Raw genomic sequence first — 26,093 nt, 5'->3', positions numbered from 1 at the left:
TGACGCGCTACAATGGACACTGACACCTTTCCATCAAGGGAAACGACAATGATTGACCCGAAGAAAATTGAGCAAATTGCGCGTCAGGTTCATGAATCTATGCCGAAAGGCATTCGTGAATTTGGTGATGACGTTGAGAAGAAAATCCGCCAGACGCTGCAGGCGCAGTTGGTTCGCCTTGATCTAGTCAGCCGCGAAGAGTTTGACGTGCAGACGCAGGTTCTGCTGCGCACCCGCGAGAAGCTGGCACTGCTGGAACAGCGTCTGACCGAGCTGGAAAACCGCAATGCGCCGGAAGAAGTGAAGCCGGCACCGGCTATTCCACCGGTGGACGACCAGGAGTAAGTGCGGCCTGTTGTGCCCGGTGGCGGCTACGCCTTACCGGGCCTACATGAACGCGTAGGTCGGGTAAGGCGCAGCCGCCACCCGACATAAAAAAACGGGCCAACAGGCCCGTTTTTTACTGACTGTCTTTCTGGATCTTCTTGATGATGTTGGTAGTGGAACACCCGTCCTCAAAGTTGAGCACCATCACCTCGCCGCCGTTGGCCCAGACTTCTTCGCTGCCTGCGATTTGCTCCGGCTTGTAATCCCCGCCTTTCACCAGCAGGTCCGGCAGAATACCGGCAATCAGGCGCTGCGGCGTGTCTTCTTCAAACGACACCACCCAGTCCACGGCTTCCAGCGCGCCGAGCACGATCATACGCTGCTCCAGCGGGTTCACCGGACGCGTTTCCCCCTTCAGACGTTTGGTCGACGCATCGCTGTTCACTGCCACAATCAGACGATCGCCCAGCTTGCGCGCATTCGCCAGATAGGAGACATGGCCCGCGTGCAGAATGTCGAACACACCGTTGGTCATTACCACTTTCTCACCGCGCTTGCGCGCGGCGGCGACGGCCACTTTAAGCTCGTCTTCGGTCATCACACCGAAACCGGTGTCAGCACGGCCGCGCACCGCGTTTTCCAGCTCGATTGGGGACACGGTTGAGGTACCGAGTTTACCGACGACCACACCCGCCGCGGCGTTAGCGAAGTAGCACGCCTCTTCCAGGGAGTTACCCGCGGCCAGCGTCGCCGCCAGCACGCCGATCACCGTATCACCGGCACCGGTCACGTCGTACACTTCCTGCGCCTGGGTTGGCATATGCAGCGGCGCCTTGCCCGGCTGCAGCAGCGTCATCCCCTGCTCGGAGCGGGTCACCAGCAGCGCAGAGAGCTCGAAGTCAGCAATGATCTTCATGCCGCGCTCAACCAGCTCTTCCTCGGTTTTGCATTTGCCCGCCACCGCTTCAAACTCGGAGAGGTTTGGCGTCAGCAGGGTTGCGCCGCGATAGCGCTCAAAGTCGGTGCCTTTCGGGTCGATCAGCACCGGTACGCTGGCCTTACGCGCCAGCTGGATCATTGTCTGTACGCTGGCCAGCGCGCCTTTCGCGTAGTCGGACAGCACCAGCGCGCCGATATTGCCCAGCGCCTGGTTAATCCGCTCGTGCAGCGGCTCGGGATCAACACCTTCGAACCCTTCTTCAAAGTCGAGGCGGATCAGCTGCTGGTTGCGTGACAGCACGCGCAGCTTGGTGATGGTTGGGTGGGTCGGAACAGAAACGAAGTCGCACTTCACGTTCACGTCCGCCAGCGACTTGCTCAGCGCGCGCGCCGCATCGTCGATACCGGTCAGGCCAACCAGACGCGAGTGCGCGCCCAGAGAGGCTATGTTCATCGCCACGTTTGCCGCGCCGCCTGGACGCTCTTCAATGGTGTCGACCTTAACCACCGGTACCGGTGCTTCCGGAGAGATGCGGCTGGTCGGTCCATACCAGTAGCGATCCAGCATCACATCCCCAACAACCATTACTCCAGCACGTTCAAACTCTGGCAGTGTTACTTTCATTCCTGACTCCAGAAAGATTCACAATTTGCGCGCGATAATATCACACTTGATTTGTTACGCACGGTTCCACCAGCCACTTCTGCCAGCTGGCCGTTACCTGAGCGCGTTCTGCGACAAAACAGTCCAGCGCCACGTGGCCCGGCTGCTCCTGCAGCGCCAGGTGGTGAAGTTCGTCGCGCAGCGTCGTGTAGGCGCGGGTTAAGGCCTGCGCCTCCTGCTCGTCCATGATGTCGTTTTGCGCCAGCAGTTCCAGAATGCGCACGTTATCGGACCAGCGGGTCAGCTTCGGCTTGTCGTGCGCGTGGAGCAGCACCAGATACTGGGTAATAAACTCAATATCGGTAATCCCGCCCTCGTCGGCTTTGATATCAAAGCGATCGCGGTGTTTATTACCCAGGTGCGCGCGCATTTTCTCGCGCATCTCGCGCACTTCGGTCTGCAGCGTACTGCCCTCGCGCTGGGTGGTCATGACGTCCTTACGAATGGCATCGAACTGCGTTTTGAGTTGCGGATCGCCATACACCACGCGGGCGCGCACCAGCGCCTGATGCTCCCATGTCCAGGCTTCATTCTTCTGATAATCGGCGAAGGATTCCGTTGAGGTGACCAGCATGCCCGCCGCGCCGGACGGACGCAGGCGCGCATCGACTTCATACAAAATGCCCGACGAGGTGCGGGTGCTGAACAGGTGCATAATGCGCTGGGCCAGGCGCAGATAGAACTGACGCCCGTCAATCTCGCGCTCGCCGTCGGTCATCACGTCAACCGGGCAGTCGTGCAGGAAGATTAAATCCAGATCGGAGCTGTATCCCAGCTCCCAGCCGCCGAGCTTGCCGTAACCGACCACGGCAAACCCTCGTCCCTCGCGGTCAGCAAGGTGCTTCGGCTGGCCATAGCGGGCCACCATCTGCACCCACGCCTGCTGCACGACCGCGTCGATGATCGCCTCTGCGAGCCAGGTTAAGTGATCGCTCACTTTCATCACCGGCAGCGTTCCGGCGATGTCCGCCGCCGCCACGCGCAGCATCTGGGCCTGCTTAAACTGACGCAGCGCCTCCAGTTGCTGCTCTTCGTCCTCTTCCGGCACGCGCAGCAGATACTGACGCAGCTCGTCACGGTAGGCATCCGTCGCCGTGGGTTGATACAGGGTATTCGGGTCGAGCAGTTCATCCAGCAGCAGCGGATAGCGCGCCAGCTTGTTGGCCACCATCGGGGAGGCGGCGCAGAGCGTAATCAGGTGCTTGAGTGCCCCCGGAAACTCGCTCAAAAGTTCAAGGTACGTGGTGCGCGTGATGATCCCGCTCAGCAGCGGCATCATGCGCGACAGCGGCACCGGCGCATCCGCCCGCGAGCAGACCTCGCTCAGCAGGTGCGGCATCAGGTGATCCAGCACCTGTCGACCGCGCGGGCCGATGGCGCGCTTGTTCAGCTCAAGACGGAAATCGGCAATCAGCGCCACCACGCGATGGCGCGCGTCGTCGGTTAAATGCGTCAGCACTGGCGTGGTGTCATCTTCCTGGAGCGCGTCCTGCCACAGCTCGCGCCAGTGCTCGGAAAGCGCATCGTCCTGCGATTCACTTTCATCATCACCAATCAGTTCGTTAAAGATGCGGCGCACGCCTGCCATATGGGCATCGAGCCGTTCGGTCAGCGTTGACCAGTCATCCACGCGCATGCCCCAGGCCAGACGCGCCCGGTTAAGGTCATCCCCCGGCAGGGTCTGGGTCTGTTCGTCGTTGATGCTTTGCAGCAGGTTTTCCAGACGACGCAGGAACAGATAGGCCTCGCGCAGGGTTTGCGCGTCGCCGTCCGGCAGCAGGTGAAGCTGCTCGATGGCGCTCAGCGTCGGGAGCAGCGAGCGGGATTGCAGCGACGGCTCGCGCCCGCCGCGAATCAGCTGGAAGACCTGGACGATAAATTCGATTTCGCGAATACCACCCGCGCCAAGCTTGATGTTGTCCTTCAGCCCACGACGGCGAACCTCACGGGCAATCATCCCTTTCATATTGCGCAGGGACTGGATGACGCTGAAGTCGATATAGCGACGGAACACGAACGGGCGCAGCATGGCACGCAGTTCGTTGGCGTAGGCGTCATCGCTGTCGCCCATGATCCGCGCTTTGACCATCGCATAACGCTCCCAGTCGCGCCCCTGCTCCTGGTAGTAATCCTCCAGCGCGGCAAAGCTCAGCACCAGCGGCCCGCTATCGCCGAACGGACGCAGGCGCATGTCCACGCGGTAGACAAAACCATCCTGCGTCGGCTGATCCAGCGCCTTAATCAGACGCTGACCGAGACGGGTAAAGAACTGGGCGTTGTCCAGCTCGCGACGGCCGCCGCGTGTGGAGCCGTTCTCAGGCCAGGCGAAAATCAGATCGATATCGGAGGAAAAGTTCAGCTCGCAACCGCCCAGCTTGCCCATCCCCAGAATCAACAGCGGCTGAGGAACCCCTTCCTCGCTGCACGGCGTGCCCCACTCTTTACAGCAGGCGGCGTAGAGCCAGTCGCGCGCGGCGACAATCAACGTCTGCGCCAGCTCGCTTAACTGCTGCAGCGTACTCTCTTCACTCACCAGCTCCAGCGCCTGCGCCCAGGCTATGCGCACCATCACACGACGGCGGAACTGACGCAGGACGCGCATCAGCGTCGCCTCATCTGCGACGTCTTCAAGCGCGGCCTGCAGCCAGCCGGCATAGTGCCGCCACTCGTCCGCCTGCGGCGGTGCGTTCTCAAGCTCCGCCAGCCAGTCCGGGTAGACGGCGATGCTTTCCTGCACAAAATCACTGAAGGCGAGCACGCTTTTCGCCTGCTCGCTTAACGATGACGCCGGTAATGACTCAGGCAGACGTTCGCAAACGGTCTGCCACTGCTGCTGTAACGGTGAAGAAAGCGGCATTCTAGGGGTTCCTTGCCAGAGTTAACGTTTTCCGCTGTGCAGCCAGTAAGGCTCCTGCGAAATGGCCTCATTACGGAAATGCTCAATTTCAATATGCTGACGGGTTTCGATGGCATGCTTCAGCCCCTGCCAGTTTTCCAGCCACGCCTGCGCCTGTGGCCCGTCGTAGGCACCGGAAAGGAGCAGCATGCTGTCGATGTTGCGCGAAAGACGGGGAAGCTGATCGCCATACTTATCGCCGAGCGGATACGCAAAGGTGCTCTTCAGTTCAGCGGCATGGCGGGAAAGATGAATGTCCGCGAAACGCTTAAAGTTTTCCGCGATTTTGGCCTCGGCTTTCGCATCCAGGAAGGCGCGCCAGCCGCGCGTGACCAGAAACTCGGTCAGCGCCAGTTTTGCCGAAGCGGCTTGCGGGCTGTAAATCGCCGTTTGCGCCGAGACGTCCGAGAGCATCAGCGTTTCGGTTTGCGTCAGCAGATCACGTAAGTGAGCGCTCGCTTTGCGAGGAACGATACCGCCGAACAGCGCCAGGGTATGGCGCACCAGGGCAATTGCCGCGAGCACGTGGGATTTGGCATTTTTCACATTTCGCACCCACAGCTCTTCGTGGTACTGCCACTGCGAAAGCGCCAGCTCCAGCGCGGCTTCCAGCCCCTGCTCAACGCTGGCTTTCGGCGCAACGCGCAAAATGGTCGTCTCTTTCAGGACGCGCGGCGCATTTCCGGCCGCCAGATGATAACCCCGCGCGGCTTTACTCAGGCTTCCCTGACGCAATCCGGACTGGTTCACCAGCCTGCGCGCCAGCTTCAGCACGTCATTCGCGTCCCCTTCCAGCAGTTCAAGCTCCAGTTCACAAATGGGTTCCTGGAACTCCCCCGCCTTCACCTCACCGAGATCGAGAGCGATTTCGATGCGGCTTTTACCTTCCGTCACCAGCCATTTCTCGCGCCAGAAATCGGTGCTGAACAGCGGCTGCACCTGTTCTGCCAGCGTGGCAGGCAGCTCGCCTTCCGGCCAGACGTCCGTCGGGAAGCGTTCGAGCTCAAGTTCTGGCTGACTGATGTCGATATTGTATTCCGGACGCTGATGTAACCCGCCGACCACGCGGCCGGCAATTTTCATCGTCATCTCGTAGCGCCCGCTCGCGCCACGGATGCGCAGCCCCATATCGTGACGGCGCAGCCAGTTGTCCGGCGTTTCGTAATAGATATTAAGCAGTTGTACCGGTGCATGGTGTTCGCCGGAGAGCGTATGCAGATGCTGGCGGAGTGCGTCAACGCTGTCTTTTTCGACGATAAATTTTAATTCGATTTCCTGAGCCATAGCCTTGTACTTTTGCGGGCGTCACAGACGCGTCAATGAGGGCGAACTTCCTCGCCATTTGTTTGTCAGTACATAGTATTTTGCGCCAAATTGCCATGCAATGAGCAATTTGTCGGGCGTAAATGTGTAGAGTCGTGACACAGATGATTCTGATTGCTGACGAATGCTTTGCGTAGAGACACTGTTGCCACTACTATCGTTCCACTATTTATGAAAATAACGACTAATGATGCTTAAATTACGCCTGATTGGACTTACTTTACTCGCTTTTAGCGCCGCAACAGCCGTGCACGCTGAAGAGAAGCGTTACGTTTCTGACGAACTGAACACCTGGGTACGCAGTGGCCCCGGAGATAATTATCGCCTCGTGGGCACGGTCAATGCCGGCGAGGAAGTCACCCTGTTACAGACCAACGCAGACACCAACTACGGTCAGGTTCGCGACAGCTCTGGCCGTACGTCCTGGATCCCGCTGAAAGAGCTGAGCACCGTGCCAAGCCTGCGCACCCGCGTGCCGGATCTGGAAAATCAGGTGAAAACCCTGACCGACAAGCTGAACAACATCGACGGAACCTGGAACCAGCGTACCGCCGAAATGCAGCAGAAAGTGGCGCAGAGCGACGGCGTGATTAACGGGCTGAAAGAAGAAAACCAGAAACTGAAAAACGAGCTGATTGTCGCGCAGAAGAAAGTGAATGCCGCCAACCTGCAGCTCGATGACAAACAGCGCACCATCATCATGCAGTGGTTTATGTATGGCGGCGGCGTGCTGGGCGTCGGTCTGGTGCTGGGTCTGGTTCTGCCGCACCTGATCCCAAGCCGTAAGCGTAAAGATCGCTGGATGAACTAATTCGTCTTCTCTGCCAGACTTACGTATCATTCTGGAAAAGAGAAAACGGGAGTGTCAGGCGTGAAGAGTTATCTGGTCGGTGGTGCGGTTCGTGATGCGTTGTTAGGTCTGCCGGTCAAAGATAAAGACTGGGTGGTGGTGGGCGCCACCCCGGAAGAGATGCTCGACGCGGGCTACCAGCAGGTAGGCCGCGATTTTCCCGTGTTCCTGCACCCGAAAAGCCGCGAAGAGTATGCCCTGGCGCGTACCGAGCGGAAATCAGGTTCGGGCTATACGGGCTTCACCTGCTATGCCGCGCCTGACGTCACGCTGGAGGAAGATCTCCTGCGTCGCGATCTGACCATTAACGCGCTGGCGCAGGACGAGCACGGCCAGATTGTTGACGCTTATGGCGGCCAGGACGATCTGCGCAACCGTCTTTTACGCCACGTCTCCCCGGCGTTTTCTGAAGATCCGCTCCGCGTGCTGCGCGTGGCGCGTTTTGCCGCGCGTTACGCCCATCTCAGCTTCCGTATTGCCGATGAGACAATGGCGCTGATGACCGCCATGACCGGGGCGGGCGAGCTTGAACACCTGACGCCAGAGCGCGTCTGGAAAGAGACGGAGAATGCCCTCACCACGCGTAACCCGCAGGTCTTTTTCCAGGTCCTGCGCGACTGTGGCGCGCTGAAGGTGCTGTTCCCGGAAATAGACGCGCTGTTTGGCGTCCCGGCTCCGGCGAAATGGCACCCGGAAATTGATACCGGCGTGCACACGCTGATGACCCTGAGCATGGCGGCCATGCTCAGCCCTGACGTGGACGTGCGTTTTTCCACCCTGTGCCACGATCTGGGCAAAGGCTTAACGCCAAAAGAGCTCTGGCCACGGCACCACGGTCACGGTCCGGCAGGGGTGAAGCTGGTCGAGGGGCTGTGCCAGCGTCTGCGCGTGCCGAACGAAATCCGCGATCTGGCGAAACTGGTGGCCGAATTCCACGATCTGATCCACACCTTCCCCATCCTGAAACCGGCCACCATCGTTAAGCTTTTCGATAACATCGACGCCTGGCGCAAACCCCAGCGCGTGGAGCAAATCGCGCTGACCAGCGAAGCTGACGTGCGCGGGCGTACCGGGTTTGAAGCGTGCGACTACCCGCAGGGACGTTTACTGCGTAAAGCCTGGGAGGTAGCGAAAGCGGTGCCGACGAAGGACGTCGTCGAGGCGGGATTCAAAGGACCGGAAATTCGGGAAGAACTCACGAAACGGCGAATTCAGGCGGTCTCTGACTGGAAGGAAAAGCATTGCCCTCAGCCGAAAGACTGAGGGCCATCGGTCAGAAGAAGACCACGTATACCGCAGCGGCAACGATGAAGCGATAGATCGCGAACGGAATGAACGAGATACGCTTAATCAGCTGCAGGAAGGTTTTGATGGCAATCAGCGCCACGATAAACGCGGTGATGAAGCCAACGGCGAACATGGGAATGTCGCCCGTGGTGAGGAAACCGATGCTTTTATAGAGGTCAAGCGCGGTGGCACCCATCATCATCGGCACCGCCAGCAGGAACGAGAACTCTGACGCGGCGTAACGGCTTACGCCCATCAGCATCCCGCCGGAGATGGTTGCGCCTGAACGCGAGAAGCCCGGCCACAGCGCCAGACACTGGAAGCAGCCAATGATAAACGCCTGACGATACGTCATATCGTCCAGCCCTTCCGCGCGCGGCGTTTTTGGCTTCAGCACTTCCGCAGCGATCAGCAGGAAGCCGCCCACCACCAGCGCGTACATCACGTTAATCGGGTTAAACAGCGATTTGATGGCGTCGTGGAAAACCAGCCCCAGCACCACTGCCGGGACCATCCCGAGCAGGATATGGATCAGCGACAGGCGGCCTTTACTCATCCCTTCGTGCTGCGGCGGACGGCCAAAATGGATACCGATCAGGCCAAACAAACGGCGCCAGAACATCACCACCACCGCCAGAATCGAACCTAGCTGGATAACCACTTCGAACGTTTTGGCGGTATCGCCTTCAAAGCCCAGCAGATGGCCAACGATAATCATATGGCCGGTACTGGAAACCGGTAAAAACTCCGTCAATCCTTCGACTACACCCAGTATTGCCGCCACCAGCAGCGAGTGCATATCGCTCATCTATAAACCCCTAAAAAAATATAAAAAAAACGGTCGCCCCAACGGCTACCGTGAAAGATACAGCTATAAGACAGATATAACCTAAAAGGGTTTAGCTATTATGACGTTAAATCTTGCCTTTCAGATTTGTGCCACGCTCGATGATGACGCCAACGTTGGCGGCGCGCGCCACCGCGCCCGGCTTGCTCAGCTTGATGCGCACCCACGGGGAGTTGAATTTTTTCAGCAGCAGTTCTGCGACTTCTTCCGCCACCCGTTCGACCAGCGCAAAACGTTGCCCTTCAACGTGGGCGATGACCGTTTCACTGATATCGGCGTAGCTCAGACAGTCATTCACGTCATCACTTTTTGCCGACTTGCGGTTATCCCAGCCCATTTCGATATCGAACACCAGCTTCTGCTCGATGGTCTGTTCCCAGTCGTAAACACCAATAGTGGTGATTACCGAAAGTTGCTCTATAAATACAATATCCATCACGACCTGCCTGCTTTTTGGCTAAACCGGATACCACTTCCGGCGAATTATGCGTATTATCCACAGATGCTGAGAATACAGATACATTTTCAAAACGGAACAGCGTTATGAGTGCAATCGCGCCTGGAATGATCCTCCTCGCCTATCTTTGCGGCTCAATCTCCAGCGCCATTCTGGTCTGCCGCATCGCCGGGTTACCTGACCCGCGTGAAAGTGGTTCCGGGAATCCGGGAGCGACCAACGTACTACGAATTGGCGGCAAGGGAGCAGCCGTAGCGGTTTTGATTTTTGATGTTCTGAAAGGAATGCTACCCGTCTGGGGCGCGTATGCGCTGGGCGTCACGCCGTTCTGGCTGGGGCTCATTGCGATTGCTGCCTGTGTCGGCCACATCTGGCCCGTATTCTTCGGTTTTAAAGGCGGCAAAGGTGTGGCGACCGCCTTTGGTGCCATTGCGCCTATCGGCTGGGACCTGACCGGCGTGATGGCCGGGACCTGGCTACTGACCATTCTGCTGAGCGGCTATTCGTCGTTGGGCGCCATCGTCAGCGCGCTGATCGCGCCGTTCTACGTCTGGTGGTTCAAGCCCCAGTTTACCTTCCCGGTGTCGATGCTCTCCTGCCTTATCCTGCTGCGTCATCACGATAATATTCAGCGCCTGTGGCGTCGTCAGGAGACAAAAATCTGGACGAAGCTCAAGAGGAAGAAAAAAGACGCCCCGTAAGGTTAGTTATGCCTTATAGCCAAATGTGATTTTGGTCACCTTCTGCCTGTGGTAACTGTTAATGACACAACACAACCACATCAGAAGAAAATGGCAGAAATCACAGAAACCACTCCCCTTTCAACGGCAGGAAAACACCCCGATGGCGACATCCAGTGGGTGCGCAGCGCCTCGGATGTCTCACGCCTCGTTAATGACGGTTCTCAGGGTCGGGCCAACGCCCGTATCGTGGTCGGTATCGCGCTGGGCGGGATTTTCCTCGATGCCTACGATCTGGGCGCGCTGGCCTTCGGTATTAAAGACATCACCCGCGAATTTAACCTGACGCCCGCCGGTACCGGCATGGTGGCCTCGGCCATTACCTTTGGCGCCATTGTCGGGGCGCTGCTCGGCGGTTATCTCACGGATAAAATCGGGCGCTATCGCGTCTTTATGGCTGATATGTTGTTCTTCGTCGTAGCGGCTATTGCCTGTGCGCTGGCTCCGAACGAATATGTGCTGGCGGGTGCCCGCTTTGTTATGGGGCTTGGCGTCGGGATCGACCTTCCCGTGGCGATGGCGTTTTTAAGCGAGTTCGCCAGGCTGAAAGGCCCCGGCAATAAGGCCTCCAGCGTCGCCATGTGGTGCCCCACCTGGTATGCCGCCATCAGTATCTCCTACCTGCTGGTGCTTTTCTTCTACGCCGTGCTGCCGGAAAGCCACAGCGACTGGCTGTGGCGTTTGATTCTCGGCTTTGGTGCCGTGCCGGCGCTGGTGATTATTGCCATCCGCAGCCGCTATATGAGCGAATCGCCGGTCTGGGCGGCAAATCAGGGCAACCTGAAGGAGGCAGCGTCCATTTTACGCCACTCATACAACATCAATGCCCACGTGCCGCAGGATGCGCTGAGCCAGCCAGCCCCCGTCGTGAATAAAGCGAAATGGTCCAATTACCTGAACCTGTTCCGCGGGATCTATCTGCGGCGCACCACGCTCGCCACGCTGCTGTCCGTCGTCTCCTCGTTCGCCTATAACGCGGTGGCGTTTGGTCTGCCAGTGATCATCTCCAGCTTCTTTGTCCAGTCGATGCTGACCACCATCCTGATATCTCTGGCGCTTAACCTGCTGTTTGCCTTCGTTGGCGGACTGCTGGCGGTACGCTACGTGCCGCGCTTCGGCGCATGGCGAATGTCGCTGGCGGGTTACGCCTGCCAGCTGGTCGCGCTGCTGGGCCTGGGGCTGATTGGTCGTCCGGAAGGCGCCACCGAAGGCGTGCTTGCCGTGGCGATGCTGGCGCTATTCCTGTTCGGCCAGGGCTTCGGCCCGGGCGCACATACCATGACGTTTGCCTCGCTGAGCTACCCGACCTCGCTGCGCGGCGTTGGCGTCGGCCTTAACCAGACGCTGATGCGCAGCAGCTCGACGCTGTCGCTGTTCCTGTTCCCGCTGCTGGTCGCCTCACTCGATACCGCCGTGTTCTGGGTAATTGCGCTGGCGCCGTTTATCGGCCTGGCCTCGCTGCTGGCGATCCGCTGGGAGCCGTCAGGGTATGATGTGGATGCGGAGGATTACCGATAATGACCTCGCTTCGGTGGGTTAACCCCACCGAAGGATTCTTACAAATCATCCAGCAGCGTTCGGGAAAGTTTTTTCAGCATCTCAAGCTCTTCATCATTCATCCGCATGCTGCAGCGTATCTGGTCCGGCAGCGCCATCACCTGCTTTTTCAGTGCGTTAGCCTTCTCCGTCAGAACGACATTTTTCATTCTTTCGTCACCCACAACCGCGATACGGTTGAGAAACCCTTTTGCCTCAAGCTTTTGTACCAGCGGGGTCAATGTGCCCGAATCAAAAAACGTCTTATCGCTGAGATCGCGAAGTGGAATGTTGTCTTTCTCATAAAGCGCAATCAAAACAACAAATTGCGGATAGGTAAGATCCATTTCCTGCAATAAGGGACGATATTGCCGAACGAACGCGTTGGTGACTGAGTACAGTGAGAAGCAAAGTAAATCATCTAACGTCTTGTTTTCTTTCATTTCTCTTTCAACCCTTAGTCAGTTTTATAAAAAAATTATAAATAAAGTTTGACTAAAAGTATCTTGCGCGCAAGTATTAAAGCAACAACTTAATAGCGCGCTACTTAAATAGCATCACTGTCTAATACTCGCTTAAAGAGGTACTACCATGAAAACATTAGCCGCCATCCTGGTTTCTTCCGTGTTCGCGTCTGCTGCAGCGTCCGCTCACACCACCAATACCCCTACTCCGACCGCAGGCGTACAGGCATTTCTTAATGTTCTGAATTCGGGCAAGGGTAAGCCAATGGAACAGATGACCCCGCAGGAGGCCCGCCAGGTACTGATCGGCGCGCAGCAAGGCGCAAAACTGCCGCCCGCTCAGGTTTCAGAAAAAACGATCCAGGTAAATGGTCAGGCGATCAAACTGAAAATAGTGAAACCTGAAAACGCGACCGGCACGCTCCCGGCATTTATGTTCTTCCACGGCGGCGGCTGGGTGCTGGGTGATTTCCCAACCCACGAACGCTTAATCCGAGATCTGGTTCGCGCGTCAGGTGCCGCAGCGGTTTACGTTGATTACACGCCGTCACCTGAGGCCCATTTCCCGGTGGCCATTCATCAGGCCTTTGAAGCGACAAAATGGGTAGCCGAGCACGGTCAGGAAATTGGCGTGGACGGTAGCCGTCTGGGTCTGGTCGGTAACAGCGTGGGCGGCAATATGGTGGCTTCCGTGGCGCTGCAGGCAAAACAATTTAATGGGCCAAAAATTCGCTACAACGTCATGCTCTGGCCTGTGACCGATGCGAATTTTGATACTGCCTCGTATAACCAGTTCGAGAACGGCTATTTCCTGTCGAAAAACATGATGAAATGGTTCTGGGATAACTACACCACCAACGCGGCCGATCGCAACAATATCCTTGCCTCTCCGCTTCGCGCCAGCGCCGCGCAGTTGAAAGGCTTCCCGGAGACGCTGATTCAGACAGCAGAGCTGGATGTTCTGCGGGATGAAGGTGAAGCATTCGGGCGTAAGCTGGATGCGGCTGGCGTCCCGGTGACCGTCACGCGCTATAACGGCATGATCCACGATTACGGCCTGCTCAATCCACTGAGCGAAGAGCCTACGGTCAAGGTTGCCCTGGAGCAGGCTGGCGCAGCGCTGCATGAGCACCTGAAATAACGGCATCGCGATGTTTGTCAGACAGCACGTCCTCCGGGCGTGCTTTTTTGTTTCGTCTTAACCGCTATCCATAAGCGACTCATATGACAGCCTTCATTTCTGCCAGGGCATACTGAAACGACCCGATGATGAGCAGATGGATGCAGCATGTTAGCAGCTCAGGTCACTGATAATTCGTACAAAGGCTGGCAGGCGTCGCTTGCCCTGCAGTTTTGTCACACCCCTGAGAAAACCCTCCTGCACTCCGCTCATCACGTCGGGCCGCTTACCGTTCAGCGTCCATTTTATCCCGAAGGCGAGACCTGCCACCTCTATCTTCTGCACCCGCCGGGCGGGGTTGTGGGCGGGGATACGCTGGATATTACCGTGCGTCTGGACGCCAAAAGCCATGCGCTTATCACCATGCCCGGCGCCAGCAAGTTCTATCGCAGCAGCGGCCCGCAGGCTCGCCTGCATCAGCACTTTTATCTCGATGAGGGATCCACGCTGGAGTGGCTGCCGCAGGACACCATTATCTTCCCCGGTGCGAATGCCGCACTGCGCTCCGTCTTCCACCTGAAGGCCTCCAGCACGCTGCTGGCGTGGGAGCTGTACTGCCTGGGACGACCGGTAATCAATGAGGCCTTCAGCCACGGCACGCTGGAAAGCCGCCTTGAAGTCTGGGTTGAGGACGAGCCACGCCTGATTGAACGTCAGCACCTTGCCGACGGCGATCTCACGCCCGTCGCCGGGCATCCGTGGATTGGCACGCTGCTGTTCTACCCGGCCAGAGAAGAAGATCTCGACGCGGCGCGTGCACTGCTCGCCCCGCTGGATACGTTTGCGGGCGCCACGCTCGCGGACGATCTCATGTCGGTGCGCTTTCTCTCCCACGATAACCTGATTTGTCAGCGGGTGATGCGCGACGTCTGGCAGTCGCTTCGCCCGCTTCTCACCACCAAAACCGCCTGTTCGCCGCGTATCTGGCAGACATAAGAGAAACGTTATGGAACTGACCCCCAGAGAAAAAGACAAGCTGTTGCTGTTCACCGCCGCGCTGGTTGCCGAACGCCGCCTTGCGCGCGGGGTAAAGCTCAATTACCCGGAATCGGTCGCGCTGATCAGCGCCTTCATCATGGAAGGCGCGCGCGATGGTGAAACCGTTGCCTCGCTGATGGAGGCTGGCCGCCACGTCCTGACGCGCGACCAGGTAATGGAGGGCGTGCCGGAGATGATCCCGGATATCCAGGTGGAAGCCACCTTCCCGGACGGGTCCAAGCTCGTCACCGTCCACAACCCGATCGTCTAAGGAGCGCGTGATGATCCCTGGCGAATACCAGATCCAGCCCGGCGCGATTGCGATCAACGTCGGGCGCGAAACCCAAACCGTGATTGTCGAAAATCACGGCGACAGGCCGATCCAGGTCGGATCGCACTATCACTTTTACGAGGTCAACCCGGCGCTGAAGTTTGACCGTGAGGTGACCCGGGGCTACCGGCTGAACATCCCGGCAGGCACCGCCGTGCGCTTTGAGCCCGGCCAGAAGCGCGAAGTAACGCTGGTTCAGGTCACGGGTGCGCAGCGCATTGTCGGCTTTCGCGGCGAGGTAATGGGCGAGGTGAAACATGGCTGAGATTTCGCGCCAGGCCTATGCCGATATGTTTGGCCCCACCACCGGCGATAAAGTGCGGCTGGCCGACAGCGAGCTGTGGATTGAAGTGGAAGACGATCTCACGATCTACGGCGAAGAGGTCAAGTTCGGCGGCGGGAAGGTGATCCGCGACGGCATGGGCCAGGGGCAGATGACCGCAGACGACTGCGTGGATCTGGTGCTGACCAACGCGCTGATCGTCGACCACTGGGGGATCGTGAAAGCCGATATCGGCGTCAAGAACGGGCGGATCTTTGCCGTCGGTAAAGCCGGCAACCCGGACATTCAGCCCGGCGTAACGATCCCGATTGGTGCCGCAACCGAAGTCATCGCCGCCGAAGGGAAGATCGTCACCGCAGGCGGGATCGACACCCACATCCACTGGATCTGCCCGCAGCAGGCGGAGGAGGCGCTGGTCTCCGGCGTCACCACCATGATCGGCGGCGGCACCGGACCCGCAGCGGGCACCAACGCCACCACCTGCACGCCAGGGCCGTGGTATATCGCCCGCATGCTGCAGGCCGCCGATACGCTGCCGGTGAATATCGGCCTGCTCGGCAAAGGTAACGGATCCAATCCGGACGCCCTGCGCGAGCAGATTGCCGCGGGCGCCATCGGGCTTAAAATCCACGAAGACTGGGGCGCGACGCCTGCGGCGATCAACTGTTCTCTGGAGGTGGCCGAAGAGATGGACATTCAGGTGGCGCTGCACAGCGACACGCTGAACGAGTCAGGGTTTGTCGAAGATACGCTGGCCGCCATTGGCGGGCGCACCATCCACACCTTCCACACCGAAGGGGCGGGCGGCGGCCACGCGCCGGATATCATCACCGCCTGCGCACACCCGAATATTCTGCCCTCCTCCACTAACCCGACGCTGCCCTACACGGTCAATACCATCGACGAGCATCTCGACATGCTGATGGTTTGTCATCACCTCGACCCGGATATCGCCGAGGACGTGGCGTTTGCCGAATCCCGCATTCGTCGGGAGACCATCGCCGCCGAAGACGTGCTGCATGACATCGGCGCGTTCTCGCTCACGTCGTCAGATTCGCAGGCCATGGGCCGCGTCGGGGAAGTGATTATCCGTACCTGGCAGGTGGCGCACCGTATGAAGGTCCAGCGCGGCGCGCTCCCGGAAGAGACCGGCGAGAACGACAATTTCCGCGTGAAGCGCTACGTCGCCAAATACACCATTAACCCGGCGCTGACCCACGGTATCGCCCATGAAGTGGGCTCGATTGAGGCGGGCAAGCTGGCAGATCTGGTGGTCTGGTCCCCGGCGTTCTTCGGCGTAAAACCCGCCACCATCGTCAAAGGCGGGATGATCGCCTGTGCGCCGATGGGTGACATCAACGCTTCAATCCCCACGCCGCAGCCGGTCCATTACCGCCCGATGTTTGGCGCGCTGGGCGCCGCGCGCCACGCCACGCGGCTGACGTTTGTCTCGCAGGCGGCTCACGCGAACGGTATCCCCCAGCAGCTCAACCTGCAGAGCGCCACGGCGGTGGTGAAAGGCTGCCGGACGGTGAAAAAGGCCGACATGATCCACAACGCTCTGCAGCCGAACATCACCGTCGATTCGCAAACCTACGAGGTGCGCGTCGACGGCGAACTGATTACCAGCGAACCGGCTGACGTTCTGCCGATGGCGCAACGCTATTTCCTGTTTTGAGGAGTGATGATGATTTATCTGACCCAACGCCTGGACCATGCGCATCAGACTACCGCCAGCGTCACGCTGCCGATTGACGTGCGGGTGAAAAGCCGCGCCCGCGTGGCGCTTAACGACGGCCGCGAAGCCGGGCTGATGCTGCCGCGCGGCCTGCTGCTGCGCGGGGGCGACCTGCTGACCACCGACGACGGCAGCGAAGTGATCGAAGTGATCGCCGCCCCGGAGTCGGTCTCCGTGGTGCGCTGCGCCGATCCGTTCCTGCTCGCCCGCGCCTGCTACCACCTGGGCAACCGCCACGTGCCGCTGCAGGTCATGCCCGGCGAGCTGCGCTATCACCACGATCACGTTCTCGACGACATGCTGCGCCAGTTTGGGCTGGAGGTAACCTACGCCAGCCTGCCGTTTGAACCGGAAGCGGGCGCGTATGCCAGCGATGCCCACAGCCATAGCCACGCTCATACCCATTCACATTAAGGATCCATCATGCGCAAGTTACTCCCCCTGTTACTGCTGGCCTTTTCCGTTCCCGCGCTCGCGCATCCCGGCCACGGCGCCGACAGCTTTCAGGCCGGTTTTTTCCATCCGCTGACCGGGCTCGATCATCTCCTGATGCTGACCGGTGCAGGCGTGCTTTCAGCGCTGAGCGGCCGCAAGCTCCTGCTGCCGTTTGCCACCCTCGGGATGATGCTTGTCGGTGCCGTTGCTGGCAGCCTGCTCGGCGGCTTTAGCGGCATGGAGATGCTGATTATCGCCTCGCTGGCGGTCAGTGGCGTGATGATGTTTAAAACCGAAAATCGCCTGCTGCTGGCGGTGCCTGCCCTGGCGATGTTCCACGGCTGGGCGCACGGCGTGGAGATGTCCGGCCATAACTTCTGGCTCTTCACCAGCGGGTTTATGTTCGCCAGCGCCACGGTGCTGTGCGCCAGTTTCGCCGCAGGATTGCTGCTGCGCCGTCACGACGGGCTGCGTAAAACCTTTGGCGGCGGGCTGATTGTGTCCGCCCTGCTGGCGCTGATGAGCTAATGGAGCACGCCCGTCAGAGGCTGCGCCTGATGCAGCTCTCCAGCAGCAGCCTGCCGGTCGGGTCGTTTACCTGGTCGCAGGGGCTGGAGTGGGCCGTTGAGGCGGGCTGGGTCACGGACGCCGACGCCTTTAAACGCTGGCAGATCCAGCAGATGGAGCAGAGTTTTTTCTGCGTCGATCTGCCGCTGTTTCACCGTCTCTGTCAGGCCTGCGATCGGCACGATCTGGCAACGGCCAAACGCTGGACGGCATACCTGCTCGCCTGCCGGGAAACGCGAGAGCTGCGTGAAGAAGAACGCAACCGCGGGGCGGCCTTTACGCGCCTGATTAAAAGCTGGGAGCCGGACTGCCCGGCAGAATGGCTGGCGCTGTGCAGGCAAAGCCAGCTCTGCGGCATGGCGTGGCTCGGCGTGCGATGGGGCATTGACGTGCGCGAGCTGGCGCTGAGCCTGGGATACAGCTGGATTGAGAGCGCGGTCATGGCGGGCGTCAAGCTGGTGCCGTTTGGGCAGCAGGCCGCGCAGCAGCTGATTATCGAACTGAGCGACCATTTTGCCGCCGGGCTTGAACAGGCCTTTTTACGTCGCGACGACGCGCTGGGCGCAGCAACGCCGCTGTCCGCCATCGCCTCCGCGCGCCACGAAACCCAATATTCACGACTATTCCGTTCCTGAGGAGTCAACATGGCTGATTACAAACATCCCCTGCGCGTGGGCGTGGGTGGCCCGGTAGGGTCGGGTAAAACCGCGCTGCTGGAAGCGCTCTGCAAGGCGATGCGCGACACGTATCACCTGGCGGTGGTAACCAACGATATCTACACCAAAGAGGATCAACGCATCCTGACCGAAGCGGGCGCGCTGGCGCCGGAGCGCATTGTGGGCGTGGAGACCGGCGGCTGCCCGCATACCGCCATCCGCGAAGATGCCTCAATGAACCTGGCGGCGGTGGAAGCGCTCAGCGAGAAATTCGGTAATCTGGACCTGATCTTCGTGGAAAGCGGCGGGGACAACCTGAGCGCGACGTTCAGCCCGGAGCTGGCGGATCTGACCATCTACGTGATCGACGTGGCCGAAGGGGAAAAAATTCCGCGCAAGGGCGGACCGGGGATCACCAAATCCGATTTTCTGGTGATCAACAAAACCGATCTCGCGCCGTACGTCGGCGCCTCGCTGGAGGTGATGGAGCGCGATACCAACCGCATGCGCGGCGAGCGTCCATGGACCTTTACCAACCTGAAGGCGGGGGACGGCCTGGGGACGATTATTGCGTTTCTGGAAGAGAAAGGGATGCTGCGGGTGTAGTGCTGTTTGTTGCCCGGTGGCGCTGCGCTTACCGGGCCTACAAAACCGTAGGCCGGGCAAACGAAGTGCCGCCCGGCAAAAAAACTCACGCCTCAGGCAGTTCCGCCAGCGGCCAGCGCGGACGCACGGACACGCTCAGGTCAGACGTTGCGCCAGCGTTCAGGCGCACCATCCCGGCGTAGGCGATCATCGCCCCGTTATCGGTGCAGAATTCCGGACGCGCGTAGAACACTTCTCCGCGACGCTTTTGCATCATCTCGGCGAGCTTCGCGCGCAGCGTGCGATTGGCGCTGACGCCGCCCGCCATCACCAGACGCTTGAAGCCGGTCTGATCCAGCGCGCGCTTGCACTTGATCATCAGCGTATCCACCACTGCATCTTCAAACGCGCGGGCGATATCGGCGCGGGTCTGATCGCTGTCGTCGTTATTGCGGATCGTGTTGGCCGCGAAGGTTTTCAGCCCGGAGAAGCTGAAGTCCAGCCCCGGACGGTCGGTCATCGGACGCGGGAAGACAAAGCGCCCTTCCGTTCCCTGCGCCGCCATTTTGGACAGCATCGGGCCGCCTGGGTAATCGAGTCCCAGCAGCTTGGCGGTTTTATCGAACGCTTCACCGGCGGCGTCGTCGATCGACTCGCCCAGCAGCTCGTACTTGCCAATCCCCGTTACGCTGATCAGCTGGGTATGTCCACCGGAGACCAACAGTGCCACAAACGGGAATTCAGGCGGATTCTCTTCCAGCATCGGCGCCAGAAGGTGCCCTTCCATATGGTGAACCGGGATGGCCGGCACGTCCCACGCGAAGGCCAGCGAACGGCCAACCGTTGCGCCGACCAGCAGCGCACCGACCAGGCCCGGACCGGCGGTATAGGCTACGGCATCAATATCGGTTGAACTTAACCCGGCCTCTTTCAGCGCCGCCTGGATCAGGGGAACCGTTTTACGCACGTGGTCACGAGAGGCCAGTTCAGGCACGACGCCGCCGTAGTCAGCGTGCAATTTCACCTGACTATACAGTTGGTTGGCCAGAAGCCCTTTTTCGTCGTCGTAAATGGCGATGCCGGTTTCATCGCAGGATGTTTCAATACCCAGTACACGCATGACTTGTTTTACCTCGTTTCAATACCGCGCAGTGTAGAGCCTGGGCGGGTTGATGTAAAACTTTGTTCGCCCCAGGAAGAAGGCTCGTGTATACTCCTCACCCTTATTAAAGTCCCTTTCAAAATCGCATCGGTGCTTTACAAAGCAGCAGCATTTGCAGTAAAATTCCGCACCATTTTGAAATAAGCTGGCGTTGATGCCAGCGGCAAACCGAATTTATTAAAGGTGAGAGTTACATGCCGGTAATTAAAGTACGTGAAAACGAGCCGTTCGACGTAGCACTGCGTCGCTTCAAACGTTCATGCGAGAAAGCAGGTGTTCTGGCTGAAGTTCGTCGTCGTGAGTTTTATGAAAAACCAACGACCGAACGTAAGCGCGCTAAAGCTTCCGCTGTGAAACGTCACGCGAAGAAACTGGCTCGCGAAAACGCACGCCGTACTCGTCTGTACTAATTGGTTGAGGGCCTCAGCCCTCAATTGACAGACAGAGTAATAGTCGTAAGGCCGTGCTTCCGGAAGGAATGCGCGGCTTGTTTTCGTTTATAAGTCGCTTAAATTTTGGGGCATATGGCCGGAAGAATCCCACGCGTTTTCATCAATGACCTGCTCGCCAGAACCGACATCGTCGATCTCATCGACGCGCGGGTAAAGCTGAAAAAGCAGGGCAAGAATTACCATGCGTGCTGTCCGTTCCATAACGAAAAAACCCCCTCCTTCACCGTAAACGGTGAAAAGCAGTTTTACCATTGCTTCGGCTGTGGTGCTCATGGTAATGCCGTTGATTTTTTAATGAACTACGACAAGCTCGAGTTCGTTGAAACCGTCGAAGAGCTGGCGGCAATGCATAACCTTGAAGTGCCGTATGAAGCAGGCAGTGGGCCAAGTCAGATCGAGCGCCATCAACGGCAAACGCTGTATCAACTGATGGATGGCCTGAATTCGTTTTACCAACAGTCTCTTAAGCACTCTGCGGCTGAGCCTGCGCGTCAGTATCTGAACAAGCGCGGACTGAGCGACGATGTCATTGCGCGTTTCGCTATTGGCTACGCCCCGCCCGGCTGGGACAACGTGTTAAAGCGTTTTGGCGGCAATAGCGAAGATCGTAAATCTCTCATCGATGCAGGCATGCTGGTCACCAACGACCAGGGACGAAGCTACGACCGCTTCCGCGAACGGGTGATGTTCCCAATCCGCGACAAGCGAGGCCGGGTAATTGGTTTTGGTGGTCGCGTGCTGGGTGATGCCCTGCCGAAGTACCTCAACTCCCCGGAAACCGATATTTTCCATAAGGGCCGCCAGCTTTACGGTCTTTATGAGGCGCAACAGGATAACGCGGAACCTCCGCGTCTTCTGGTCGTCGAAGGCTATATGGACGTCGTTGCGCTGGCGCAGTACGACATCAACTACGCGGTGGCGTCGTTAGGAACGTCCACGACAGCGGATCACATTCAGCTGCTGTTCCGCGTGACCAATAACGTGATTTGTTGTTACGACGGAGACCGCGCCGGACGCGACGCCGCCTGGCGCGCGCTGGAAACCGCGCTACCCTATATGACCGACGGGCGTCAGCTGCGCTTTATGTTCCTGCCCGACGGTGAAGACCCGGATACGCTGGTGCGTAAAGAGGGTAAAGCGGCGTTTGAAGCGCGGATGGAGCAGGCTCAGCCGCTCTCCACGTTTTTGTTTAACAGCCTGATGCCGCAGGTCGATTTGAGTACCCCTGACGGGCGCGCGCAGCTCAGCACGCTGGCGCTGCCGTTAATCAGTCAGGTGCCCGGCGAAACGCTGCGCATCTACCTGCGTCAGGAGCTAGGCAACAAGCTCGGCATTCTGGATGACAGCCAGCTTGAACGTTTAATGCCTAAACAGGCTGAAAACGGCACGGTTCGCCCCGCGCCTCAGCTAAAACGCACAACCATGCGTATACTGATAGGGTTACTGGTCCAAAACCCCGAGCTGGCGCCACAGGTGCCGTCGCTGGCGGGTTTGAACCACGAAAAATTGCCCGGACTTGGCTTATTTTCAGAACTGGTCAACACATGTTTGTCTCAGCCAGGTCTGACCACCGGACAACTTTTAGAGCATTATCGCGGCACAAAAGAGGCCGCTACCCTTGAAAAATTGTCGATGTGGGACGATATAGCAGATAAGGACATTGCAGAAAAAACGTTCACCGACTCACTCAACCATATGTTTGATTCGATGCTTGAGCTGCGCCAGGAAGAGTTGATAGCTCGCGAGCGCACACACGGTTTAAGCAGCGAAGAACGCCGGGAGCTCTGGATGATTAACCAGGAACTGGCAAGAAAATAAGTGAAAGACAAAATCATTCGCGTTGTATCAAGGCAGCAAGCGAACGAAGTCCTGGGAGTGTACATAAGTACATGACCAGGATGAGAGAACGCAGCTAACGCAGAGACAACGTGAAGGATGAAGTATTTAACGGCTTAAGTGCCGAATATCGATCGGGAAGCCCCCGGCAGCCGCACTGAGAGGCAGCGGCAAAAATATAAGTACGCCCTCGCTTTAAAGGTTGGCAGCCCCATCGCCGACACCAATCAAACGAATTAAGTGTGGATACCGTCTTATGGAGCAAAACCCGCAGTCACAGCTGAAACTTCTTGTCCAACGTGGTAAGGAGCAAGGCTATCTGACCTATGCCGAGGTCAATGACCATCTGCCGGAAGATATCGTCGATTCAGATCAAATCGAAGACATCATCCAAATGATCAATGACATGGGCATTCAGGTGATGGAAGAAGCACCGGATGCCGATGATCTGTTGCTGGCTGAAACCTCCAACAACACTGACGAAGATGCGGAAGAAGCTGCTGCACAGGTACTGTCCAGCGTGGAATCTGAAATCGGGCGTACCACTGACCCGGTCCGCATGTACATGCGCGAAATGGGTACCGTTGAACTGTTGACCCGCGAAGGCGAAATTGACATCGCAAAACGCATCGAAGACGGGATCAACCAGGTTCAGTGCTCTGTTGCCGAGTACCCGGAAGCGATCACCTATCTGCTGGAGCAGTACGATCGCGTTGAAGCGGAAGAAGCGCGCCTGTCTGACCTGATCACCGGTTTTGTCGACCCGAACGCTGAAGAAGATATGGCGCCTACCGCCACTCACGTCGGTTCTGAACTGTCTCAGGAAGAGATGGATGACGACGAAGACGAAGATGAGGAAGAGAGCGACGACGACACCGCGGACGATGACAACAGCATCGACCCGGAACTGGCGCGAGAGAAGTTTGCCGAGCTGCGTACCCAGTACGAAGTGACGCGTGACACCATCAAAGCGAAAGGCCGCAGCCACGCTGCCGCTCAGGAAGAGATCCTGAAGCTGTCTGAAGTGTTCAAACAGTTCCGCCTGGTGCCAAAACAGTTCGACTACCTGGTGAACAGCATGCGCGTGATGATGGATCGCGTACGCACCCAGGAACGTATCATCATGAAGCTGTGCGTTGAGCAGTGCAAAATGCCGAAGAAGAACTTCATCACCCTCTTCACCGGCAACGAAACCAGCGAAACCTGGTTCAACGCGGCTATTGCGATGAACAAGCCGTGGTCTGAAAAACTGCACGACGTGAAAGAAGACGTGTATCGCGGCCTGCAGAAGCTGCAGCAGATTGAAGAAGAGACCGGCCTGACCATCGAGCAGGTTAAAGATATCAACCGTCGCATGTCCATCGGGGAAGCGAAAGCCCGCCGAGCGAAGAAAGAGATGGTTGAAGCGAACTTACGTCTGGTTATCTCTATCGCCAAGAAATACACCAACCGTGGTCTGCAGTTCCTGGATCTGATTCAGGAAGGCAACATCGGTCTGATGAAAGCGGTAGATAAGTTTGAATACCGTCGTGGTTACAAGTTCTCCACCTACGCAACCTGGTGGATCCGTCAGGCTATCACCCGCTCTATCGCGGATCAGGCGCGCACCATCCGTATTCCGGTGCATATGATTGAGACCATCAACAAGCTCAACCGTATCTCCCGCCAGATGCTGCAGGAGATGGGCCGCGAGCCGACGCCAGAAGAGCTGGCCGAGCGCATGCTGATGCCGGAAGACAAAATCCGTAAAGTGCTGAAAATCGCCAAAGAGCCAATCTCCATGGAAACACCAATCGGTGATGATGAAGATTCGCATCTGGGTGATTTCATCGAGGATACCACCCTCGAGCTGCCGCTGGACTCTGCCACCACCGAGAGCCTGCGTGCCGCAACGCACGACGTCCTGGCTGGCCTGACCGCCCGTGAAGCGAAAGTCCTGCGTATGCGTTTCGGTATCGATATGAACACCGACCACACGCTGGAAGAAGTGGGTAAACAGTTCGACGTGACCCGCGAACGTATCCGTCAGATCGAAGCGAAGGCGCTGCGTAAGCTGCGTCATCCAAGCCGCTCTGAAGTGCTGCGTAGCTTCCTGGACGACTAACCTGTCCTGACCGTGAAAAAGCTCCCAATCGGGAGCTTTTTTTTTGTTTATTCCCTCTCCCTTTGGACTGTGGGCTCCCCAGTAATTTATAAGCAGAAGCAATAACCTTGTTTCAGAACGAGTGAAGACTTTCAGCGATGCTCTGGTCCGGCTGTAAATCGCTGAGGCGTTTCCTGCAGGCCGGGGCGAGGCGCATGGATGCGCCGAGAGGGCGGGTCGCCAGGGTGGTGGCGACTGAGCCATCCTGGCACGTTCACAGGTCATGTCGTGACAGAGTAGCAAGGAACATAAAGTGAACGGAATGACCACCACGGCCGTATATTCCCCTCACCCTAACCCTCTCCCCGGAGGGGCGAGGGGACTGTTCCGTGCTGCCATAACGTTGTGGGGATCCCTCAGTCATGTGGGGAGAGGGTGAGGGCATCAGGCCGCAGAGGATTAAAGCCCCCGCACCATCAGCGCCTCATCCAGCTCCCGATACGCCTCTACCAGCTTATCCAGCGTCGCCCTGTTGAGCCCGCTCGGGTTCGGCAACACCCACACCTGCGTCACGCCAATCATGATGCTCTGCTTACCCCACTTAGCCCCGCGCTGGCTAAATGCTTGCTCGTAGGCCTGCTTGCCGAGGATCGCCAGCGCGGCAGGCTGGTAGTCTTCAATCTTCTTCACCAGCTCCCGCCCGCCGCTGCGCAGTTCATGCAGGTTGACCTCGCTTGCCTGCACCGTCGGCCGCTCGACCAGCATGGTTATGCCGCAGCGCGTGTCCAGCAGGTGCTGCTCCTCTTCAGGCTTGAGTAACCTGTCGGTAAACCCGGCCTGATAGATCACCTTCCAGAAGCGATTGCCCGGATGGGCAAAGTGAAAACCGGTGTGCGCCGAGGACTTGCCCGGGTTAATTCCGCAGAACACCACCCGCAGGCCAGGGGCCAGAATATCGTTGATCATCTTTACTCCCGCTGATACATCGTCAGGGAAGTATAAAGGATTGATTATGCGTTGTTTATAAAAACAGCAGGCAGGTGTGAATGGCTGGATTGCTGCGGGGAGTTACTTTATAATTCACCGCCACGGCCCCTTAGCTCAGTGGTTAGAGCAGGCGACTCATAATCGCTTGGTCGCTGGTTCAAGTCCAGCAGGGGCCACCAAATTTTAGATTTAGAATCAAATAATTAAGCCACTCGATTGAGTGGCTTTTTTTGTTGTTTTTTAAAGTCCGCTAACCCTGGCTCAGCGAAGCCGCCTGGACACGTCCAGAGGCACCAGGGGTCGCAATCAGACGCTCTACAGACTCCATCGTTACGAACGTACAGCTGCAGTCCACATTGGTGCACTGGTGATAGCGCTCTTTGGTATTTTCACTTAGATAGCGACTGGTACGCGCATGCGCTGAATGCTTGCACTTAGGACAATGAAACATGTACCCCTCCACTTGATTCACATTTTGTGAATCAATAAT

26 protein-coding genes and 1 tRNA gene are annotated in these 26,093 nt (G+C 58.1%); 18 read left to right on the top strand and 9 right to left on the bottom strand.

Annotation, left to right across the window (positions count from 1 at the left end):
• Positions 1-48 precede the first annotated feature (48 nt).
• Positions 49-345 carry a ubiquinone biosynthesis accessory factor UbiK gene (gene ubiK / locus ACMGGE_RS20205; RefSeq protein ID WP_014071796.1) on the top strand — a complete coding sequence of 99 codons (297 nt, stop codon included), beginning with the start codon at positions 49-51 and terminating at the stop codon, positions 343-345.
• A 115-nt stretch (positions 346-460) separates the two neighbouring features.
• Here ubiK and hldE read toward each other — a convergent pair whose 3' ends face one another.
• From hldE to ACMGGE_RS20190, 3 genes are read right to left on the bottom strand one after another with little or no spacing between them, the layout of a single operon-like run.
• On the bottom strand, positions 461-1,891 hold the full coding sequence (gene hldE, locus ACMGGE_RS20200) for a bifunctional D-glycero-beta-D-manno-heptose-7-phosphate kinase/D-glycero-beta-D-manno-heptose 1-phosphate adenylyltransferase HldE (RefSeq protein WP_003862540.1): 1,431 nt from the start codon (positions 1,889-1,891) through the stop codon (positions 461-463).
• Positions 1,892-1,931: 40 nt separating this feature from the next.
• Positions 1,932-4,787, bottom strand: coding sequence for a bifunctional [glutamate--ammonia ligase]-adenylyl-L-tyrosine phosphorylase/[glutamate--ammonia-ligase] adenylyltransferase (glnE, locus tag ACMGGE_RS20195; protein ID WP_420294085.1), 2,856 nt, complete (start codon positions 4,785-4,787; stop codon positions 1,932-1,934).
• A 21-nt stretch (positions 4,788-4,808) separates the two neighbouring features.
• Positions 4,809-6,110: an inorganic triphosphatase gene (locus ACMGGE_RS20190; RefSeq protein ID WP_045909989.1), complete on the bottom strand. Its 1,302-nt coding sequence runs from the start codon at positions 6,108-6,110 to the stop codon at positions 4,809-4,811.
• Positions 6,111-6,339: 229 nt separating this feature from the next.
• Here ACMGGE_RS20190 and ACMGGE_RS20185 point away from each other — a divergent pair, with 229 nt between their 5' ends.
• Complete coding sequence (locus tag ACMGGE_RS20185; RefSeq protein WP_025912514.1) at positions 6,340-6,960, top strand: TIGR04211 family SH3 domain-containing protein; 621 nt, start codon at positions 6,340-6,342, stop codon at positions 6,958-6,960.
• A gap of 60 nt (positions 6,961-7,020) precedes the next feature.
• Positions 7,021-8,262 (top strand): multifunctional CCA addition/repair protein, encoded by a 1,242-nt coding sequence (locus ACMGGE_RS20180; RefSeq protein WP_063622599.1) that lies wholly within the window; start codon positions 7,021-7,023, stop codon positions 8,260-8,262.
• Between the two features lie 10 nt (positions 8,263-8,272).
• Here ACMGGE_RS20180 and bacA read toward each other — a convergent pair whose 3' ends face one another.
• Both bacA and folB read right to left on the bottom strand, forming a co-directional pair.
• Positions 8,273-9,094: an undecaprenyl-diphosphate phosphatase gene (gene bacA / locus ACMGGE_RS20175; protein WP_023617357.1), complete on the bottom strand. Its 822-nt coding sequence runs from the start codon at positions 9,092-9,094 to the stop codon at positions 8,273-8,275.
• A gap of 106 nt (positions 9,095-9,200) precedes the next feature.
• Positions 9,201-9,569, bottom strand: a complete 369-nt coding sequence (gene folB / locus ACMGGE_RS20170; RefSeq protein ID WP_023309215.1) for a bifunctional dihydroneopterin aldolase/7,8-dihydroneopterin epimerase — start codon at positions 9,567-9,569, stop codon at positions 9,201-9,203.
• A 107-nt stretch (positions 9,570-9,676) separates the two neighbouring features.
• On the opposite strand from folB, the gene plsY reads away from it, so the two are divergent.
• Positions 9,677-10,291 carry a glycerol-3-phosphate 1-O-acyltransferase PlsY gene (plsY, locus tag ACMGGE_RS20165; RefSeq protein ID WP_008502955.1) on the top strand — a complete coding sequence of 205 codons (615 nt, stop codon included), beginning with the start codon at positions 9,677-9,679 and terminating at the stop codon, positions 10,289-10,291.
• Positions 10,292-10,381: 90 nt separating this feature from the next.
• Positions 10,382-11,848 (top strand): MFS transporter, encoded by a 1,467-nt coding sequence (locus tag ACMGGE_RS20160; RefSeq protein WP_420294084.1) that lies wholly within the window; start codon positions 10,382-10,384, stop codon positions 11,846-11,848.
• A 38-nt stretch (positions 11,849-11,886) separates the two neighbouring features.
• On the opposite strand, the gene ACMGGE_RS20155 is transcribed toward ACMGGE_RS20160, so the two are convergent.
• Positions 11,887-12,309, bottom strand: coding sequence for a MarR family winged helix-turn-helix transcriptional regulator (locus ACMGGE_RS20155; RefSeq protein WP_248222312.1), 423 nt, complete (start codon positions 12,307-12,309; stop codon positions 11,887-11,889).
• A 148-nt stretch (positions 12,310-12,457) separates the two neighbouring features.
• On the opposite strand from ACMGGE_RS20155, the gene ACMGGE_RS20150 reads away from it, so the two are divergent.
• The 9 genes from ACMGGE_RS20150 to ureG all read left to right on the top strand — a co-directional run bounded on the left by ACMGGE_RS20150 (position 12,458) and on the right by ureG (position 19,104).
• Positions 12,458-13,471 (top strand): alpha/beta hydrolase, encoded by a 1,014-nt coding sequence (locus ACMGGE_RS20150; protein WP_023617354.1) that lies wholly within the window; start codon positions 12,458-12,460, stop codon positions 13,469-13,471.
• A 147-nt stretch (positions 13,472-13,618) separates the two neighbouring features.
• Complete coding sequence (locus ACMGGE_RS20145; RefSeq protein WP_343666453.1) at positions 13,619-14,446, top strand: urease accessory protein UreD; 828 nt, start codon at positions 13,619-13,621, stop codon at positions 14,444-14,446.
• 10 nt (positions 14,447-14,456) lie between these two features.
• Positions 14,457-14,759, top strand: coding sequence for an urease subunit gamma (locus ACMGGE_RS20140; RefSeq protein WP_003862556.1), 303 nt, complete (start codon positions 14,457-14,459; stop codon positions 14,757-14,759).
• A gap of 10 nt (positions 14,760-14,769) precedes the next feature.
• Positions 14,770-15,084, top strand: a complete 315-nt coding sequence (locus ACMGGE_RS20135; protein ID WP_024906478.1) for an urease subunit beta — start codon at positions 14,770-14,772, stop codon at positions 15,082-15,084.
• Entirely contained in the window at positions 15,077-16,780 is a 1,704-nt protein-coding gene (gene ureC / locus ACMGGE_RS20130; RefSeq protein WP_024906477.1) for an urease subunit alpha, read from the top strand. The genes ACMGGE_RS20135 and ureC overlap by 8 nt, the downstream gene beginning before the upstream one ends.
• A 9-nt stretch (positions 16,781-16,789) precedes the next feature.
• Entirely contained in the window at positions 16,790-17,254 is a 465-nt protein-coding gene (gene ureE / locus ACMGGE_RS20125) for an urease accessory protein UreE (RefSeq protein ID WP_045909994.1), read from the top strand.
• A gap of 9 nt (positions 17,255-17,263) precedes the next feature.
• Positions 17,264-17,803 carry a HupE/UreJ family protein gene (locus ACMGGE_RS20120; protein ID WP_023619349.1) on the top strand — a complete coding sequence of 180 codons (540 nt, stop codon included), beginning with the start codon at positions 17,264-17,266 and terminating at the stop codon, positions 17,801-17,803.
• Positions 17,803-18,477, top strand: a complete 675-nt coding sequence (locus tag ACMGGE_RS20115) for an urease accessory protein UreF (protein WP_229226314.1) — start codon at positions 17,803-17,805, stop codon at positions 18,475-18,477. Before ACMGGE_RS20120 ends, ACMGGE_RS20115 begins: the two co-directional genes overlap by 1 nt.
• Positions 18,478-18,486: 9 nt before the next feature.
• Complete coding sequence (gene ureG / locus ACMGGE_RS20110) at positions 18,487-19,104, top strand: urease accessory protein UreG (protein WP_008503187.1); 618 nt, start codon at positions 18,487-18,489, stop codon at positions 19,102-19,104.
• An 85-nt stretch (positions 19,105-19,189) separates the two neighbouring features.
• Here the strand turns inward: ureG and tsaD are convergent, their stop codons facing one another.
• Positions 19,190-20,203, bottom strand: a complete 1,014-nt coding sequence (gene tsaD / locus ACMGGE_RS20105) for a tRNA (adenosine(37)-N6)-threonylcarbamoyltransferase complex transferase subunit TsaD (protein WP_045909996.1) — start codon at positions 20,201-20,203, stop codon at positions 19,190-19,192.
• A gap of 236 nt (positions 20,204-20,439) precedes the next feature.
• Between tsaD and rpsU the strand changes: the two genes are divergently transcribed.
• The 3 genes from rpsU (at position 20,440) to rpoD (ending at position 24,637) form a co-directional block, all read left to right on the top strand.
• On the top strand, positions 20,440-20,655 hold the full coding sequence (gene rpsU / locus ACMGGE_RS20100) for a 30S ribosomal protein S21 (RefSeq protein WP_001144069.1): 216 nt from the start codon (positions 20,440-20,442) through the stop codon (positions 20,653-20,655).
• A 114-nt stretch (positions 20,656-20,769) separates the two neighbouring features.
• Positions 20,770-22,515, top strand: coding sequence for a DNA primase (gene dnaG, locus ACMGGE_RS20095; protein WP_048028960.1), 1,746 nt, complete (start codon positions 20,770-20,772; stop codon positions 22,513-22,515).
• A gap of 274 nt (positions 22,516-22,789) precedes the next feature.
• Entirely contained in the window at positions 22,790-24,637 is a 1,848-nt protein-coding gene (rpoD, locus tag ACMGGE_RS20090; RefSeq protein ID WP_025758549.1) for an RNA polymerase sigma factor RpoD, read from the top strand.
• Between the two features lie 438 nt (positions 24,638-25,075).
• Here rpoD and mug read toward each other — a convergent pair whose 3' ends face one another.
• Complete coding sequence (gene mug, locus ACMGGE_RS20085; RefSeq protein ID WP_008503183.1) at positions 25,076-25,582, bottom strand: G/U mismatch-specific DNA glycosylase; 507 nt, start codon at positions 25,580-25,582, stop codon at positions 25,076-25,078.
• A 124-nt stretch (positions 25,583-25,706) separates the two neighbouring features.
• On the opposite strand from mug, the gene ACMGGE_RS20080 reads away from it, so the two are divergent.
• A tRNA-Ile gene (locus ACMGGE_RS20080) sits at positions 25,707-25,782 on the top strand.
• 71 nt (positions 25,783-25,853) lie between these two features.
• Here the strand turns inward: ACMGGE_RS20080 and ACMGGE_RS20075 are convergent.
• A complete protein-coding gene (locus ACMGGE_RS20075) occupies positions 25,854-26,054 on the bottom strand; it encodes an ogr/Delta-like zinc finger family protein (protein WP_048224951.1) in 201 nt (66 codons plus the stop codon).
• Positions 26,055-26,093: the final 39 nt, after the last annotated feature.

This window comes from Enterobacter sp. BNK-22, assembly GCF_048684805.1.
Taxonomy (GTDB): domain Bacteria; phylum Pseudomonadota; class Gammaproteobacteria; order Enterobacterales; family Enterobacteriaceae; genus Enterobacter; species Enterobacter quasiroggenkampii.
This window is presented reverse-complemented; position numbering and strand designations above follow the sequence as displayed.